This is a genomic window from Halalkalibacter kiskunsagensis (genome assembly GCF_037027555.1).
Classification (GTDB): domain Bacteria; phylum Bacillota; class Bacilli; order Bacillales; family Bacillaceae_D; genus Halalkalibacter; species Halalkalibacter kiskunsagensis.
The window spans coordinates 22,099-35,249 of record NZ_JAXBLX010000010.1 but is presented as its reverse complement, the minus strand read 5'-3'; the positions used below and the strand labels follow the sequence as shown (position 1 = coordinate 35,249).

The 13,151-nt window shown below is 35.9% G+C and carries 21 protein-coding genes; 6 read left to right on the top strand and 15 right to left on the bottom strand.

The window, feature by feature from the left end:
- Positions 1-25: 25 nt before the first annotated feature.
- Positions 26-445 (bottom strand): hypothetical protein, encoded by a 420-nt coding sequence (locus SLH51_RS07665; RefSeq protein WP_335960402.1) that lies wholly within the window; start codon positions 443-445, stop codon positions 26-28.
- Positions 446-584: 139 nt separating this feature from the next.
- On the opposite strand from SLH51_RS07665, the gene SLH51_RS07660 reads away from it, so the two are divergent.
- Positions 585-1,001, top strand: coding sequence for a DUF2621 domain-containing protein (locus SLH51_RS07660; RefSeq protein WP_390183840.1), 417 nt, complete (start codon positions 585-587; stop codon positions 999-1,001).
- Positions 1,002-1,186: 185 nt separating this feature from the next.
- On the top strand, positions 1,187-1,303 hold the full coding sequence (locus SLH51_RS07655) for a DUF6254 family protein (protein ID WP_335960398.1): 117 nt from the start codon (positions 1,187-1,189) through the stop codon (positions 1,301-1,303).
- 125 nt (positions 1,304-1,428) lie between these two features.
- Here the strand turns inward: SLH51_RS07655 and SLH51_RS07650 are convergent, their stop codons facing one another.
- A complete protein-coding gene (locus tag SLH51_RS07650) occupies positions 1,429-1,926 on the bottom strand; it encodes a CcdC family protein (protein WP_335960396.1) in 498 nt (165 codons plus the stop codon).
- Positions 1,927-2,225: 299 nt separating this feature from the next.
- On the opposite strand from SLH51_RS07650, the gene SLH51_RS07645 reads away from it, so the two are divergent.
- The gene (locus tag SLH51_RS07645; protein ID WP_335960395.1) at positions 2,226-2,396 is read left to right on the top strand and encodes an aspartyl-phosphate phosphatase Spo0E family protein; all 171 of its coding nucleotides are present in this window, start codon (positions 2,226-2,228) and stop codon (positions 2,394-2,396) included.
- Positions 2,397-2,665: 269 nt separating this feature from the next.
- On the opposite strand, the gene mnmH is transcribed toward SLH51_RS07645, so the two are convergent.
- The 7 genes from mnmH to SLH51_RS07610 all read right to left on the bottom strand — a co-directional run bounded on the left by mnmH (position 2,666) and on the right by SLH51_RS07610 (position 8,142).
- Positions 2,666-3,730: a tRNA 2-selenouridine(34) synthase MnmH gene (gene mnmH / locus SLH51_RS07640; protein ID WP_335960394.1), complete on the bottom strand. Its 1,065-nt coding sequence runs from the start codon at positions 3,728-3,730 to the stop codon at positions 2,666-2,668.
- A gap of 87 nt (positions 3,731-3,817) precedes the next feature.
- Positions 3,818-4,033: a YneF family protein gene (locus tag SLH51_RS07635; protein ID WP_335960392.1), complete on the bottom strand. Its 216-nt coding sequence runs from the start codon at positions 4,031-4,033 to the stop codon at positions 3,818-3,820.
- 125 nt (positions 4,034-4,158) lie between these two features.
- Positions 4,159-4,617, bottom strand: a complete 459-nt coding sequence (sirA, locus tag SLH51_RS07630; RefSeq protein WP_335960390.1) for a sporulation inhibitor of replication protein SirA — start codon at positions 4,615-4,617, stop codon at positions 4,159-4,161.
- Between the two features lie 173 nt (positions 4,618-4,790).
- Entirely contained in the window at positions 4,791-6,788 is a 1,998-nt protein-coding gene (tkt, locus tag SLH51_RS07625; protein ID WP_335960388.1) for a transketolase, read from the bottom strand.
- A gap of 139 nt (positions 6,789-6,927) precedes the next feature.
- Positions 6,928-7,167 carry a DUF896 domain-containing protein gene (locus tag SLH51_RS07620; protein ID WP_335960541.1) on the bottom strand — a complete coding sequence of 80 codons (240 nt, stop codon included), beginning with the start codon at positions 7,165-7,167 and terminating at the stop codon, positions 6,928-6,930.
- Positions 7,168-7,262: 95 nt separating this feature from the next.
- Positions 7,263-7,913, bottom strand: a complete 651-nt coding sequence (locus SLH51_RS07615) for a YneB family resolvase-like protein (RefSeq protein WP_335960386.1) — start codon at positions 7,911-7,913, stop codon at positions 7,263-7,265.
- Positions 7,906-8,142 (bottom strand): hypothetical protein, encoded by a 237-nt coding sequence (locus SLH51_RS07610; RefSeq protein ID WP_335960384.1) that lies wholly within the window; start codon positions 8,140-8,142, stop codon positions 7,906-7,908. The genes SLH51_RS07615 and SLH51_RS07610 overlap by 8 nt, the downstream gene beginning before the upstream one ends.
- Positions 8,143-8,290: 148 nt before the next feature.
- Between SLH51_RS07610 and lexA the strand changes: the two genes are divergently transcribed.
- Positions 8,291-8,914: a transcriptional repressor LexA gene (lexA, locus tag SLH51_RS07605; RefSeq protein ID WP_335960383.1), complete on the top strand. Its 624-nt coding sequence runs from the start codon at positions 8,291-8,293 to the stop codon at positions 8,912-8,914.
- 75 nt (positions 8,915-8,989) lie between these two features.
- Here the strand turns inward: lexA and SLH51_RS07600 are convergent, their stop codons facing one another.
- Both SLH51_RS07600 and SLH51_RS07595 read right to left on the bottom strand, forming a co-directional pair.
- On the bottom strand, positions 8,990-9,199 hold the full coding sequence (locus SLH51_RS07600) for a hypothetical protein (RefSeq protein WP_335960382.1): 210 nt from the start codon (positions 9,197-9,199) through the stop codon (positions 8,990-8,992).
- Positions 9,200-9,443: 244 nt separating this feature from the next.
- Complete coding sequence (locus tag SLH51_RS07595) at positions 9,444-9,665, bottom strand: phage holin (RefSeq protein ID WP_335960381.1); 222 nt, start codon at positions 9,663-9,665, stop codon at positions 9,444-9,446.
- Between the two features lie 282 nt (positions 9,666-9,947).
- Between SLH51_RS07595 and SLH51_RS07590 the strand changes: the two genes are divergently transcribed.
- Together SLH51_RS07590 and SLH51_RS07585 are read left to right on the top strand one after the other, a co-directional pair.
- Positions 9,948-10,100: a sporulation protein YjcZ gene (locus tag SLH51_RS07590; protein ID WP_335960379.1), complete on the top strand. Its 153-nt coding sequence runs from the start codon at positions 9,948-9,950 to the stop codon at positions 10,098-10,100.
- Between the two features lie 191 nt (positions 10,101-10,291).
- Entirely contained in the window at positions 10,292-10,573 is a 282-nt protein-coding gene (locus SLH51_RS07585; RefSeq protein ID WP_335960377.1) for a hypothetical protein, read from the top strand.
- An 84-nt stretch (positions 10,574-10,657) separates the two neighbouring features.
- Here the strand turns inward: SLH51_RS07585 and SLH51_RS07580 are convergent, their stop codons facing one another.
- The 4 genes from SLH51_RS07580 to SLH51_RS07565 all read right to left on the bottom strand — a co-directional run bounded on the left by SLH51_RS07580 (position 10,658) and on the right by SLH51_RS07565 (position 13,040).
- Positions 10,658-10,957 (bottom strand): 2Fe-2S iron-sulfur cluster-binding protein, encoded by a 300-nt coding sequence (locus tag SLH51_RS07580; RefSeq protein ID WP_335960376.1) that lies wholly within the window; start codon positions 10,955-10,957, stop codon positions 10,658-10,660.
- Positions 10,958-11,019: 62 nt separating this feature from the next.
- Positions 11,020-11,886, bottom strand: a complete 867-nt coding sequence (locus SLH51_RS07575; RefSeq protein ID WP_335960375.1) for an ABC transporter ATP-binding protein — start codon at positions 11,884-11,886, stop codon at positions 11,020-11,022.
- A gap of 2 nt (positions 11,887-11,888) precedes the next feature.
- On the bottom strand, positions 11,889-12,281 hold the full coding sequence (locus SLH51_RS07570; protein WP_335960374.1) for a GntR family transcriptional regulator: 393 nt from the start codon (positions 12,279-12,281) through the stop codon (positions 11,889-11,891).
- 18 nt (positions 12,282-12,299) lie between these two features.
- Complete coding sequence (locus tag SLH51_RS07565; RefSeq protein ID WP_335960373.1) at positions 12,300-13,040, bottom strand: hypothetical protein; 741 nt, start codon at positions 13,038-13,040, stop codon at positions 12,300-12,302.
- Between the last annotated feature and the right edge of the window lie 111 nt (positions 13,041-13,151).

Genomic DNA, 13,151 nt, shown 5'->3' with positions numbered 1-13,151 from the left:
AAAGCTACCATTTATTTACCATATTTTAGATATAGAGGATGAACTTCACGAAAAACATTGTGATAATACCAAACATGAGAAAGAGACTATACAATCGTAATTTATGAACTTCTTCTTCGGTCTTGGCATGTTCTTCTTTTTTTTCAAGGATGATCCGAACCATTTTTGCTGTCATCCCTAAAAGTGCACTAAGGAAAAGCCATATGATCAATACACTAACAAACCAAACACTTAGCCACTGTGTAGACATCATAAAACCAGATATAAGTGCGATTATTACTCCACCATGCGCTAACCATATGATTCGTTTGTATATCCGTAACAATAGGACAAATCTACCAGGCTCGTCCAATAAGCTTCCTTTAATTAAAAAGGGAAAAGGAATAAGTAAGAAAAACAAAAACGAGACTAACATGTGAAGGGCATAGCCAATCAAATACAACATTTTTTTCATCACCTCGATTATCAATCTTATCAAAAGGATCCCTAATATGGAATCATCTTAACTATTTCCAGCATAATGTTTTTTGTGGTAGGATAAGTATGATGAAGAGCTGAGGTGAAAAGTGGTGCCTACTTGGTTTATGTGGTTCATTGTCTTGTGGACAATCTTTCTTATAACGGTAATGTTTATTGGTGGGTATTTTATGTTCCGGAAATTTCTTAAACGATTTCCAAAAGAAGATGGAAAATCAATTCTTGACTGGCAAGATTATTACATCGAACAAACGCTACATCTTTGGGATGAGGAGCAACGTCAATTATTAAACGATTTAGTCGAGCCCGTTCCTGAATTGTTTCGTGATGTTGCGAAAGGAAAAATCGCAGGTAAAATCGGTGAACTTGCACTGCAAGATGAAATTGACCTTTTGACTCAAGACTATATTATTAAAGGCTATATTTTAGCAACGCCTAAACGTGACCATAAATTTCTTAAAAAGAAATTACGTGAAAAAAATATTGATATGACGCCGTATCAAGATTTGCTTGAAACATCATAAGCCTTAGATAACCAAAGGATAACACGAAACTTATGTTATCCTTTGGTTAATTTACATTTGTTACTAATACAACCTAACTTCTACAATCATGTACTGAGGTAAATATAAATGAATAGTTCACGTCTTATATGGAAGAATACATATTAGCTTGACGTAAGTATTTATTAAACAAAAGGTGTGAAACAATGACACAATCCAAACGACAAGAGGAAAGACAATTTAGAAAACGCAAGGAATCTCAAAATCCACACGGGAAAATTAAATCCCTAAAGAAACTTGCTGAAGAGGATACGAAAGAATAGCGAAGGGGAAATCCCTTCGCTATCATTTATATTAAAAGAATTTTCTTGTCTACTTCTCGTAGCTTTAGAGAGATACTAGTATGAAATTGCCCCCGTTAAAGCCTACAGGATATAGTTTTAGACAGTTACGTTTGTAGATAAACACTGCATTGGGAATCAAGTTCCTTTTCCATCTTCCGGAAGCTTATATACATAGTAATCCGCCAAGGTATAATCATCCCATATGCAAGAAGAAAAAACATTCCTGCAAGTTCTTCAACGTTTATTGCATCCCCTATTAACAACTTAAAGACAATCCTCACAAGTAATAAGCCAATTAGTAAAAATGCAAACGCTTTTGATCGTTTCAAGTAAATTTGTTGATCCCTAATTTCAAATTTTGATGTTTTTATTAATAGAACGGAAAAGACCATTCCTACAGCTACCGCTTCTACAACTTGTAAAAAAGCCGGCCTAGCTGGCTCATATAAAAACATTAAGAAACCGGTTGACATAAAAATAGGAGGGAAAATGATTTTCTTTTCTGAAACCGGTTTTTTCGTTGCTTTTAATCGAATCATCATAGCTACTGAAGCCATTACTACAGCTCCAATTGTTGTTAGCCAAACATAAATGTCATTCAAGCTGTTCACCCCTTTCTCAACGACACGGTGACGGTGTTCCCTCTTAAAGATACAGGAAAGCTCTCGTTGTTTCAATTTTTTTAATTAGTGCAAACGGGCAACGAGCTAATCCATTGCCATTACGTGACTATGGGTGAGTTCCCTTTTTGAACAGTCTAAAAGGCAATGAGCCACTATGTGAACTCACTTTACTAAACCGTTTCACAATAATTGTTTCATGTCTTTCTGCCACTAAAGGTTGTAAATTTAGTCGGTAATTTGTATAATTATTACAAGATTTAGCGAAGAAGGGAATCTCTATGAGCGAAGGATTACTTACAATTATCGAGAAAAAACGCAATGAATTAATAGAACTAGCCTTAATTAAAGGGCTTTCCTCCCAAGCCGTCCTGACCGTAAGCCAAGAACTAGATTCTTTGTTAAATCATTATGAAAATCAAAATGAAAAAGAGAACCAACTTCAAAAATAAAATGAAGAAGGTTCTTTTTTTAGTGAAAGCTCATAATTAACGAAAAGTACTCAATCACACTTTCAAGCTGTTTTATGGTTTTAGATATTTCTAATAATAAAATGTAAGAAACCCCCACAATTAAAAGCGGAACAAGGGTAAGAAAAGATACGATGGCCATAATAATAATTCCTATTCCATATGCCTTTTTCTCTTGTTTGAAAACCCACCATAAATCTTTGAACACATTCACGATTTATACGACACCTTTCCTAAAGACTTTACCCCTGTTAGCCTGTTATCTTTGTACGATATTTTTCAATAAATGCTATCATTTTTCCAACCCCAGAATTTAAATCTTCAAACTCAATATGAATTGATGACGTCTGATATTTTGAGAAAGCATAATCATAGCGTGGGTCATAATACTCTTCTAACAACTTAGAAAAAATGGACTTGAAGTCTTCTTTTTGTTGCAGAACATCAAGTTCATCTAATAACTGAGATGATAAGTATTTACGCATTTTCATTATTGCCTCATATATATTTTCTTTGTATTTTTCAGGTTGGTAAGTATTATAAATATGCTCTACTCTAGACCAAAATGGATAATCAAGCTCCACTCTAACTCCATTTTCTTTCCCTTTAATAATGAAATCTGGAAGAATGATATGGCCAATTCGTTTGCTCTCTGCTTCTATAATTAGGTAACTTGAATTTTCTAGTTGCTGTAATTGCTCCAATAATAATGATTCAAACTGCTTTTGACTTTTTGGTTTCATTCCAATATGTCCAAAAATCGATCCTCTATGACCCGCGAGTGCTTCTAGGTCAATAACTGGATACCCTTTTCTCTTAAGAACCTGAAGGATCTCCGTTTTTCTTGATCCTGTATGACCAGCAACTACAATAAAATTTCGTTTCTTGAGTGCTTCTTGCTCTAACCCTTTCTGAACATACTGTCTAAATGAGCGTATACCTCCTACTAACTGATAACACTCTACCCCTAGTAAACCGACAGTTCCAGCAATCGTTTTACTGCGCATTCCACCTCTCCAGCAGTAAATAACCATACGTTTAGTCGGCATTTCTTCTTGTAATCCCTTTAACTTCTTGAAAAAAGCAAGGATTTTAGGTGCATACATCGACAAGCCCAGCTCAATAGCATGTTCTTTGCTTTTTTGTTTATAAGCAGTCCCAACTTTTGCTCGTTCTTCATTCGAAAAAAGTGGAACATTAATCGCATTTGGTATTTGATATTCAGTAAACTCTGCCGGAGATCGAACATCAATGAATATATCTTCTTCAAATGATACATCTTGTAACGTTATTTGTTTTACCTCAACTGTTGACATCCCATTCTCCTCACTTTAAGTTCCTTGCGATACAACGACTAAAGTAGAAAAACACCCCAAAAAAATGAGGTGCTTGTCCATCAATAACTATTTTGATTGTTGTTTTTGCATCGCCTTCATCATCTGATTGATTTTCTTCTGCGATGGATTTTGTCCCATTTGCATCATCATGACACGGAGCATTTGCTCATTAAATGGTGGGTTCTTTTTCAAATAAGACATCATCGTCTTACGTGCTATAAAGAAGCCAATTGCAAGACCAGCAGCAACAGCTAGTGTATACCCTAAAATATGAATCCACATAAGTCCAACATCCTCCTTCGTGCTATCTAAAACAATCGGGATAAACCCGAATTAACCTTATCTATTATATCTTAATGACAAGGGATTTAAAAGCACTTCAGAAAAATATCATGAACGAGTGTAACTTATAATTGATTCGTTCGTAAGAAATCTTCTTGCTTCAATGGTTTTAACCAACCATAGCGGTGTTCTTCAATTGAAAATGCAAAAAATGCAGATTCACATTTTCTAAGAATTTCAAAAAACATTGTTTCTACTTCAAAAGATCCTGCTGCAGTTAAATAAAGAGCATCCGCTTCAATTACTAATTCAGCTTTAGAATCTAGTTCAACCATTTCAATCACATGAGTATTTTTTTTCTTTCTATACTCATCTACTTTTCCAAGATTTTGATTTAACTTTTGTTGTAAGAGAAGAGATGGAATCGGTTTTGTAATATATTCAATTTGTTTGCGTAATATTTCTTTTTGCGATCCACTCACTTTGTCGTGTTCAAGAAAAAGATAAAATAATTTTGATTCTTGTCCGTAATATTGACGAGCAACATCTTCTTCAAAAATATACAACTCATAATGTCTCATCATGGACACCCTCTCGCACTTTGATTTTCTATTAGTATACGAGAACTCTTGTAAAATGATTGTCTGAAATCGGAGAAGATATGCACTAGTTTTGTCGAACAAAAAAAAAACTGACTCTAAAGGTCCGACTAGCCTCATTATGTGAGGAAAAGTGTCCAATAGAGTCAATTTCAAATTTATTTTTGTAGTAGTACTTTCACTTTTGCAACTACATTATCAACAGTGAAGCCATATTCTTCTAAAATCTTTGCAGCTGGTGCAGAGGCTCCAAACTGATCAATGGCAAGTACATCACCGTGATCGCCTACATATTTAGACCATCCTAATGAAGAAGCCATTTCAATCCCTAAGCGGATTTTTACATTTGGAGAAATCACTTCGTCTTTGTAAGATTGCGGTTGAGCCTCAAAGCGATCCCAGCTCGGCATACTTACAACGTCTGCATGAATGCCATCTTTTTCTAGCGCCATTTGAGCTTCAACTGCTAAAGGTACTTCAGAACCAGATGCAAGTAAAAGAACGTCCGTTTCCCCACTTGATTTAGAAGCAATATAAGCACCTTTCTTAACGCCTTCATATGCAAGCTCAGCAGTATGATCTAGCGTCTTTAAGTTTTGACGAGTTAATACAAGCGCTGTTGGAGTATCTTTACTTTCAAGAGCAACTTTCCAAGCAGCAACTGTCTCATTACTATCACCAGGACGAATAACAGACAAGCCAGGCATCGCACGTAGTGCTGGGAGTTGTTCAACCGGTTCATGAGTTGGTCCGTCTTCTCCAACCGCGATACTATCATGAGTAAAGACATAAATAACTGGCAGTTTCATTAATGCCGCTAAGCGAATAGCCGGACGTAAATAATCCGAGAATACAAAGAATGTAGCACCGAATACTTTTAATCCACCATGAAGTGCCATCCCATTGATCGCAGAACCCATTGCAAACTCACGAACGCCAAACCAAATGTTACGACCCTCGTAATTGTCGCGGGAGTAGTCACCTAAATCTTTCATGTATGTCTTATTTGATCCAGCAAGGTCAGCAGATCCTCCAAACAATTCAGGAACCGCTTTAGCAAAAGCGTTTAATGCTTCGCCTGAAGAAGAACGAGTTGCTACGCTTGAAGCAGGCTCATAAACAGGCGCTTCTGAGTCCCAGCCTTCAGGTAATTCTCCAGTAATCGAACGCTTAAATTGAGCAGCTAATTCAGGATAAGCTTGTTTATACTTTGCGAAAAGTTCATTCCACTCTGCTTCTTTTTTCTCCCCTTCTGCTTTGACAGAAGAAAATAATTCACTTACAGCTTGAGGAACATGAAATTCCTCTTCATGTGTCCAGTCATACGAGGACTTTGTAAGAAGCACTTCGTCTTTTCCAAGTGGTGCACCATGCGAAGCTGATTTCCCTGATTTATTAGGTGATCCATAGCCAATAACTGTTTTCACCTCAATTAAAGTTGGACGCTCATCTTGCTTTGCTGCTTCTATAGCACGATTTATTTCATCCAAATCAGTTCCATCTTCTACACGAATCACTTGCCAACCGTAAGCTTTGTAACGATCTTCCACACTTTCTGAGAACGAAATGTGAAGATCTCCATCTAATGAAATATCATTTGAATCATAAAGAACGACCAGACGACCTAATTTAAGATGCCCAGCTAGTGAAGCTGCCTCTGCCGAAACACCTTCCATTAAATCTCCGTCACCACAAATAGAATATGTATAGTGATTGACAACTTCGAAATCGTCTTTGTTGTAAGTGCTTGCTAAGTGACGTTCTGCCATCGCCATTCCAACCGCCATTGCTACCCCTTGTCCGAGAGGTCCAGTTGTTGCTTCAACACCTGGTGTATGCCCATATTCAGGATGGCCTGGTGTTTTGCTTCCCCATTGACGGAAGTTTTGTAACTCCTCTAAAGACAAATCATAGCCAGTTAAATGTAATAGGCTGTATAGTAACATTGATCCGTGACCTGCAGATAGCACAAAGCGATCTCTATTCGCCCAATCCGGATTTGCTGGGTTATGATTCATAAATTGTGTCCAAAGACTATACGCCATAGGTGCTGCCCCCATTGGCATCCCCGGATGGCCTGAATTGGCTTTTTCCACACTATCAATCGATAATGTACGAATTGTATTGACGGCAAGTTGATCTACTTGTTTCGACATAATAATACCCTACCTTCCATAATAAACTAAAATGTATATCTACCTTTTTCATCTTATACTTTATCCTTAATTTTCACAAGCATTCAAACAGAAGGAAGGTTTACACAAAAAAGCCTCCAAAGACTAAACTGGAGACTGATCAATGCATCGGTTTATTTTGATTTTTTTTGCTTTCTTTTAACGTGTCTGGAGTAACATCGTTTCCATTTTCATCCACAACCGTGACGGAATGTAGCTGGTTTTTGAACGACTTCCGAAATGTCTGGATGTACTCTTTGCGAAGCGTTTGTTGTTCCTTTTCTTCTTGTTTCGTTAATCCTGTCGTTTTCGCCCGCTTAGACAATTCATTAATTCTATTTAGTTTTTCCTTTGATAGCACGTAAAAACCCTCTCTTTCAACAAACATTCATTTCCCTACTTTACATGATCAGGACTATGTTTTCAACCAAAACAGCTTGTTTTTATGAAGTACGACTATTCGCTCATTTGCTGATTCTGATATTCTTGATAACGTCTGTGCACAGTTGCTTTAGAAATATCATATCCGAACCCTCTTAACGTTGCTGCTATATCATGAAAAGTTAAATCCATTTTTCGAAGCCTGATAATCTCTTCTAAAGGAGCTTGTTTTTTCATTCGCCCGCCACTAACCCCTCTTTTTAAATTAGCTTCTGGACGATAACCATTTTTAATAGCTTCATTCATCCCTCTTCGTATTTTACTATTATGTAATTTCCGTTGAAACTCCTCTACAATTGAGACTATTTCTAACACCATCTCATCAGCTTCCGATAAAGTTAAGTCCCCATGATCTTGTATTGTTAATAATTGAACATTTAACTTTCGCAGTTGGTGCAGTAAAGCAATTTTCGCGTGTCCTCTTCCTAATCGAGTATCATCTTGAATCAATAGAGCTTGCACTGTTCCTTCTCCTAAACGCGTTAATACAGTAAGTATTCCATCACGATCAACATCGTATCCACTTGCTCTTTCTTCAATAATTTCTTCAACATGCAAATTATGCAGCTCAGCTAATTTCACAAGTTCATTTGCTTGCCTTTTTAATGAAGTTTCTTGGTCTTTTTTATCCGTACTAACACGGCAATAAATCAATGCTTTATTCATCGTTATTGCTTTCATCATTTGAATTTACGGCTAAGAAACGAGATTTATGACTAGTTTGCTCGGACATAGATTTAAATTCAGCAGAAGCCACCGTTAGTTCAACTTCGTCATGTAGATCACTTGCTTCAATTGGCGATGCAGATATAATAATTGTTAAATACATAAAGAACAGTACAAACAATGCTGCTAAAATTATAAAGATTTCTTGACTTGTAAAACGTTTAATCATTGTATTCACCCCGAATAAGAATGTTTGTTCGTGTTTATGATAATACGAACGCTCGTTTGTGTCAACGTTTTTTTAGAACTAACGTTTGCATTACATATGTTCGCATGGTACAATTTAGATAATTAGGAAAGTAAGTGAGGTGTACTATATGACAAAGCTATCAAAACGGCAGCTCGAAATACTAGACTTTATTAAAATTGAAGTGAAAAAGAAAGGATATCCCCCTTCCGTTCGAGAGATTGGAGAGGCTGTCGGACTTGCTTCAAGTTCTACTGTTCACGGACATCTTTCACGTTTAGAAAAAAAAGGGTTTATTAGGAGAGATCCTACGAAACCAAGGGCAATTGAAGTATTATCACTAGATAATGAAACTGTTTCACTTCCAGATAAGAAGACTACATATGTACCGGTTCTCGGGAAAGTTACTGCAGGTCTACCAATCACAGCAATTGAAAATGTTGAAGACTATCTTCCCCTACCAGAACACCTTGTTTCTGATGACAAAGTGTATGTTCTTGTCATTCAAGGGGACAGTATGATAGAAGCAGGAATATTCGACGGGGATATGGTCATTGTTCGGCAGCAGCAAACTGCTAATAATGGAGATATTATTGTGGCGATGACAGAAGATGACGAAGCAACAGTAAAACGCTTTTTCAGAGAAAAGGATTATATTCGTCTGCAACCAGAAAATTCAACAATGGCTCCCATTCTACTAAAAGAATGTTCAGTACTGGGCAAAGTTATTGGCGTATTTCGAACTATACATTAAAGGTAAGTGAACTTGTCATTTCTTGGGCAGGTTCTTTTTTAGTTCGTTTTCCTCAAATGGAAAACAGCATCCTAATTATTCGGATGCTGTTTTAATTTCTTGCTTTTCCTTCTCTTTTCTTCTTTCTTTTAAATAAATACGAAGAATAAGCGTCATAACTAAAGCACTAACAATCACCATGCCATAGCCACCAGTTCCTTCATTCACCATTATTCGAAATACACTACGTAAGAAGAACAGGAAAGATAAAACATACATGATTAAGAGAACTGTCTTTTTACTCATCTAACCACCTCTCATTCATTATTAGTGATAGACAAGCAGATTACAATACAGAAGTAAAAGGATATCATTATTAGAAATCAGTTCACTACTTTCAGAAAACAAAATCTTTACGCTCATATTATTAAAACAATCGGTCAATCTATATACAACATGGTTGTATAGTATCACTCCACGAACGACAACTGAAACCATGTTGTGTGAGGGTTCTCTTTTGGTCTAGTGTCCTAAGAGGCACCCTCATTCATTAGTGAAGTTTATGTTTCTTTAATACATCTTTCTGTTGTAGTCCCTTCTTACTTAAATAATTGTTCTTCCAACCTGCCCATATAAAATAAACACCTGAAATGACCGCAACTACATCATTAATAAATTGCTCTGAGATTGTTTGATAACCAAGTAAGTTTAATACTGCATTTATCACGGCTGCAATCAGAACCGTAAAACGAGAAAGAGATGCTTTGTCCATTTCACTACCTCCCACATTATATCGGTTTTAGAACGCGTAAACCTTGGTAAGAGCATATAGAGCTAGTCTATGTTTTAAATAAACAGAAATGACCATTACTCTTATTAGAGTTTCAAATGGTAGGAAATGGCTCTCCTCACCTTACATCTCACAAACTCAAAATTAGGCTTTTGTCATTTTTCATATTCCTGCATATGATGAATGAGATAACAGTCTAGAACGAAAAAAGTTCTTCAATCGTGTAAGATAGGGAGGATTCATAACAGAAGGGTGGTCGTATAAATGAGTTACTATGGATACAACTGTGGATATGGATATGGATATGGAGGACCAACTGATGGAACGAATCATGGTTACTACAATGAAAAAGACCTTATTCTTATTCTAATTTTGTTTATTTTGTTGATCATAGTTGGTCTTTATTTTTTATCATAAGTAGACTTAGTTTATTTAACTTAATTAAATATTTAGCTCGCTATATAGAACAACTCCTATTAGCGAGTTTTTTCATTCACTTGATAATTGGTAGTTGCAATTAATTTAACAATTTACGAAAACGCTTACTTGGCATATAATTAGAATAATAACTTTTTCATTCAAAAAACGCTTGACTAAAGGAGAGAATCATGAATACAGACATAAATAAAGATCAAAAGCGCCAGACTGATTTAAGCTTACTCACTTTTGTAGCTGCTATATATAACTTCCAAAAATACAAACTCTATACTAAGGAAACATTGATACGTTTAAACCTATACTTATTTATTACGTTTGTTGGAGTTATCCTTATCGTTACATCTTTTCCTAACTTAAATTTTTCTACGGATCTTTTTGCGATTTATTTTGTGGCGGTTATTTTTCCGCAAATGTTGAAATGGAATAAGTTAAAACATATGAGACGCCCTTAAAAAGAATGCCGCTATTAAAGTAGACAAGCTTTAATAGCGGCATGAACAACTTTATTTGTACTAGCTTTTTCTATCATCTATTTCTTATTTAAATTTGGCTAAACAAGCTAATCGATAACCTGATTTAATTGTCGTTTTACCTACTGACAACGACATTTGTTCTGCTTTCGTTGGTGGTTCCAGTAATTCTTCATTTCCTTCAATTTTAATGACACAACTTCGACACGACCCTTTTTGACAAATAAACGGTATTCCTTCACGCTTTGGATCTTGATAATGCGTATTGACTAACCCTAAAACAGCACAGCCTGACTCTGGAATGACTGTGAACTTTTTATCATTATTGTTATAAGCTTGAATCTGTAAACGTTCCAGTTTATCCAACACCTTTCTTATGTTTAAGCTTGTGATAACCTACTAAGTAGATGTAATTAACATTCAATTTCTTATGCATGAGTCTGTTGTAAATGCTCAATCACTTCTTCAAGTGTTAATCTTTGTGTATGAGTAATCGCTATGTCTAGACTATTCAACTCGTTTTCAAGTGTGGGCAGATTATTTGTGACAATTTGAGGTGGTGTACGACCTACCATCAGCACATTCGGATGCTCTAAAAGGGTGTCTGTCACATTGACTACCCATACTCGTGCCCACTTTTCATAAACTTCGTCTTTATCAAACGAATATAGAAGCTTCCCTTTCTCTAATACGGCAATATAATCACAAACTTGCTTGATTTCATCAACAATATGAGTCGCAAGTAGAATACTTCTCTCTCCATCTTCCATAAAGCTCATTAAATCTTCCTTCATTTTTCGTTGAGAAACAATATCCACACCAGCAGATGGTTCATCTAAGAGAAGGAGCTTTGGATCATGACATAATGAAAAGATAAACTCTGCTTTCTTTTTCGTACCTTTTGAACTTTTCCCGAATTTTTCACTGTCATCAATGTTGTATCTCTTCAGTAAGTAAGAATAACGCTCATCGTCCCAACTTGGGTACCAATAAGAAACGAGTGATTTAAGTTCTTTAATTGTGAAATGACCAAACTGTTCATATAAATCACCTACATATCCTATTTTTTGTTTCAGTTCTGTCTCCTTTTCGACCATGTTTTCACCGAATAATTGAATAGAACCTTCATCAGATTGTAGAATGTTTAAAAGCAACCTAAAGACTGTGCTTTTCCCTGAACCATTTGTACCAACTAAAGCGACGGCAGTGCCTTTCTCTACCTGAAAATCAATCGGACCAAGTGTGAATTTTTTATAATGCTTCATTAACCCAACAACATCTATTACGTTATTCATGTTCACCCACCATTCGTTTTGTTATGTATGACAGCATTAAAGATTTTCTGCATGTCGTCTACAGAGCACCCCATTTGCTTAGCTTGATCAACTGCTTTTACGAACGCATCATAAACAACCTTTTGCTTTGTTTCTTCTTTTCTTTGTCCTTCTAATTCTTTTACAAATGTGCCTTTTCCTTGAACTGTTTTAATAAATCCACTAGTTTCTAAATTTTGATAAGCTCTTCTTGTTGTAATGACACTACACGCTAACTCATTAGACATCGCTCGAATGGAAGGAAGTGGAGTACCAGGTGAAAGTTGACCACTTACAATAAGAGATTTCACTTGTGTTTCAATTTGATGATAGATCGGCTCTCTGCTTTCCTCGGAGACACGAATGGGTAACTTCATATTTCCTTCCTCCTTCCATTATAAATAATCTCTTTTATCTAAACGATATTTGAGTAATGTATTCCATACGTAACAACCAATGAACCCAATTACGACAGAAATCAATGCTATCATCCATCCGTAATCCTTTACTAAAAGGAGACTCCATTCCACTATGCTATGTTCAAATATTTGACGAAAGATAATCATCGTGGTAATAAAAGCGCCTAGAAATATAAATGGAGTGAGATGAAGTATTTTTCCGTTCGTTCCATATTCAATAAATGGATTTACTCCTCCGAGCGCTAAAGAATAACCAAACCAGATGAGAATAAACATCATTAATTCCGTAGTCGATAGGAATTGAAAGAATGAATTTGACAAACCAATGACGATTACAATGTAAAAAATACTAGACATGATCAATAAAGTAGCTAACATCGTGAACGTTCTACTTAATGCAAGCACATTTACTGGGATTGGCAGCGAGCGAAGTAAAGCCATTCTTTTGCTAAATGTATCCTCTGTCACGGTTCGAAAGCTCAAGTAAGGCCCTTGCATAAAAATTGCTGCTAAAGACGGGGTAAGACCGACAAACATAATATCAAGTAAAAAATCATTATAATACATCGTCTCCGTACCGAATAACTTTCTTGATGCCTGCTCAAGAAGAACTATGGAAAACAGAGCAAAGAACACTGTAACAATTGCAGTAAAGATCAGTGGAACCCAGTTTGATCTCAATTCTTTCTTCGCTAACCATAAAGCTTGTTGTACCATGGTGCTTCCCCCTTTTTTTATTATAGAAAACATTATCATAAACAAATTTCCATTCCACTGTTATAGTGTATATATATATATGAACACTATAACATTTAGATCGACCAATGC

Coding starts and splice junctions, on each gene's coding strand:
- SLH51_RS07635 (WP_335960392.1), bottom strand. CDS start 4,033: ATGTGGATTCATATTTTAGGGTATACACTAGCTGTTGCTGCTGGTCTT.
- SLH51_RS07655 (WP_335960398.1), top strand. CDS start 1,187: ATGACACAATCCAAACGACAAGAGGAAAGACAATTTAGAAAACGCAAG.
- SLH51_RS07610 (WP_335960384.1), bottom strand. CDS start 8,142: ATGATTAAACGTTTTACAAGTCAAGAAATCTTTATAATTTTAGCAGCA.
- SLH51_RS07665 (WP_335960402.1), bottom strand. CDS start 445: ATGTTGTATTTGATTGGCTATGCCCTTCACATGTTAGTCTCGTTTTTG.
- SLH51_RS07600 (WP_335960382.1), bottom strand. CDS start 9,199: ATGAGTAAAAAGACAGTTCTCTTAATCATGTATGTTTTATCTTTCCTG.
- lexA (WP_335960383.1), top strand. CDS start 8,291: ATGACAAAGCTATCAAAACGGCAGCTCGAAATACTAGACTTTATTAAA.
- mnmH (WP_335960394.1), bottom strand. CDS start 3,730: ATGTCAACAGTTGAGGTAAAACAAATAACGTTACAAGATGTATCATTT.
- sirA (WP_335960390.1), bottom strand. CDS start 4,617: ATGATGAGACATTATGAGTTGTATATTTTTGAAGAAGATGTTGCTCGT.
- SLH51_RS07660 (WP_390183840.1), top strand. CDS start 585: ATGTGGTTCATTGTCTTGTGGACAATCTTTCTTATAACGGTAATGTTT.
- tkt (WP_335960388.1), bottom strand. CDS start 6,788: ATGTCGAAACAAGTAGATCAACTTGCCGTCAATACAATTCGTACATTA.
- SLH51_RS07565 (WP_335960373.1), bottom strand. CDS start 13,040: ATGGTACAACAAGCTTTATGGTTAGCGAAGAAAGAATTGAGATCAAAC.
- SLH51_RS07645 (WP_335960395.1), top strand. CDS start 2,226: ATGAGCGAAGGATTACTTACAATTATCGAGAAAAAACGCAATGAATTA.
- SLH51_RS07570 (WP_335960374.1), bottom strand. CDS start 12,281: ATGAAGTTACCCATTCGTGTCTCCGAGGAAAGCAGAGAGCCGATCTAT.
- SLH51_RS07615 (WP_335960386.1), bottom strand. CDS start 7,913: ATGAATAAAGCATTGATTTATTGCCGTGTTAGTACGGATAAAAAAGAC.
- SLH51_RS07595 (WP_335960381.1), bottom strand. CDS start 9,665: ATGGACAAAGCATCTCTTTCTCGTTTTACGGTTCTGATTGCAGCCGTG.
- SLH51_RS07590 (WP_335960379.1), top strand. CDS start 9,948: ATGAGTTACTATGGATACAACTGTGGATATGGATATGGATATGGAGGA.
- SLH51_RS07575 (WP_335960375.1), bottom strand. CDS start 11,886: ATGAATAACGTAATAGATGTTGTTGGGTTAATGAAGCATTATAAAAAA.
- SLH51_RS07585 (WP_335960377.1), top strand. CDS start 10,292: ATGAATACAGACATAAATAAAGATCAAAAGCGCCAGACTGATTTAAGC.